Here is a 1,176-nt window from a genome sequence, read left to right on the forward strand (position 1 = left end):
CCGCCTGCCGCAGCCGCCGGCCGCGGCCGCTCAAACCGGGGGACGCCAGGCCGGCGAGGCTGTACCGGCCGCCGGTCGCGTGCGCCGCGAGCCGCAGTTCAGCGACAGCGTCCGGCGCGAGCCCGCGAGCCGCCCGGCGATGCCGCCTTTCGAACCGGCGCCGCTGCCGCCGGTGCGCGGCACCCGTATGCCACAGCCCGAACCCGGTCCAGCTTTCGCCACCGACGAGGACGAGCCGCTCGATCTGCGCGACCTGAACGCGCCGCGCGTGACAGCCCCATCGCCCGCCCCCAAACCCGGCAAGCGCATTCAGCGCGAGGCGCAACCCTCGCTGCTCGATCGCGACGCGTTCGAACTGCCGCCGCTGACCTATCTCGGCGAGCCCAAGAAGCTGCCCGCCTCCGCGATCTCAACCGACGCGCTGGAGCAAAACGCGACGCTGCTCGAAGGCGTGCTCGAGGATTTCGGCGTTCGCGGCGAGATCACGCAGGTACGCCCCGGCCCTGTGGTGACCTTGTACGAACTCGAACCCGCGCCGGGCACGAAATCCTCCCGCGTGATCTCGCTGGCCGACGACATCGCCCGTTCGATGAGCGCGATTTCGGCGCGTGTGGCGGTGATTCCCGGCAAGAACGCGATCGGCATCGAACTCCCCAACGCCAGGCGCGAGACCGTTTTCCTGCGCGAATTGCTGGCGAGCCAGGATTTCGAGAGCTCCAAGCACAAGCTCGCTCTGGGGCTGGGCAAGACCATCGGCGGCGAGCCGGTGATCGTCGATCTCGCCAAGATGCCCCATTTGCTGGTCGCCGGCACGACCGGCTCGGGCAAGTCCGTGGCGATCAACACCATGATCCTGTCGCTGCTCTATCGGCTCACCCCCCAGCAGTGCCGGCTGATCATGGTCGACCCCAAGATGCTGGAACTGTCGGTCTATGACGGCATTCCGCATTTGCTGACGCCCGTGGTCACCGATCCCAAGAAGGCGGTGGTCGCGCTGAAATGGGCGGTGCGCGAGATGGAGGAGCGCTACAAGAAGATGTCGAAGCTCTCGGTGCGCAACATCGACGGCTTCAATGCGAGGGTGGTCGAGGCCAAGGCCGCCGGCGAGGTCATCACCCGCACCGTCCAGACCGGCTTCGACCGCCATTCCGGCGAGGCGATCTACGAGGACGAGGT

The 1,176-nt window shown here is 67.9% G+C and carries 1 protein-coding gene; it reads left to right on the plus strand.

The features are described 5' to 3' along the window. Positions 1-1,176, plus strand: a 1,176-nt coding sequence (locus tag IP69_RS18815; protein ID WP_248306898.1) for a DNA translocase FtsK, incomplete at both ends; no start/stop codon positions are given.

The organism is Allobosea sp. AAP35 (assembly GCF_001295925.1).
Classification (GTDB): domain Bacteria; phylum Pseudomonadota; class Alphaproteobacteria; order Rhizobiales; family Beijerinckiaceae; genus Allobosea.